1 protein-coding gene is annotated in these 454 nt (G+C 70.0%); it reads right to left on the bottom strand.

All coding sequences use genetic code 11. The features are described from left to right. On the bottom strand, positions 1–454 hold a 454-nt coding region (locus G3I71_RS47370; RefSeq protein WP_164325135.1), incomplete at both ends, for a hypothetical protein.

Here is a 454-nt window from a genome sequence, read left to right as displayed (position 1 = left end):
CGTTCGGCGACGTGGACACCGACAGATGGGTCGGCTCCCCGCCTTGCAGTCGTTCCACGAGGGTGGCGCGCCGTCCCAGCCATTTGTGCAGGTGTGCTGTCGTCGCCGTGGAGAGCCTTACGGTCTCGGGTTGCGGAGTCTTGCCCCGCAGGCCTCCCTGCGGCTGGCGGGTGATCGTGACGGCCAGACACCGGCCGGCGAACGCCAGATCGTCCAGGCGGATGGCCTCCAGCTCCCCGAGGCGCGGCAGTGCCTCAGACATGACCCCCCACATCGCGAGTCCCCGTACGAGGGTGTCCGGCCGGGCGACGTCGGACCACTTCTCGGCTTCGGTCCGCAGGTGGTCGGCGATCAGGTCGGGCAGTCGGGGGGAGACCGTGGGCCGGAGCTCCCAGCCGGGCAGGGGTGTAGGGCTGAAAGGGATCTTTCCCTCTCGGGCGAAGGCCTCCAGGCA

Source organism: Streptomyces sp. SID12501 (assembly GCF_010550245.1).
Taxonomy (GTDB): domain Bacteria; phylum Actinomycetota; class Actinomycetes; order Streptomycetales; family Streptomycetaceae; genus Streptomyces.
The sequence above is the reverse complement of the archived record's forward strand: the minus strand, read 5'-3'. Positions and strand labels throughout refer to the sequence as shown.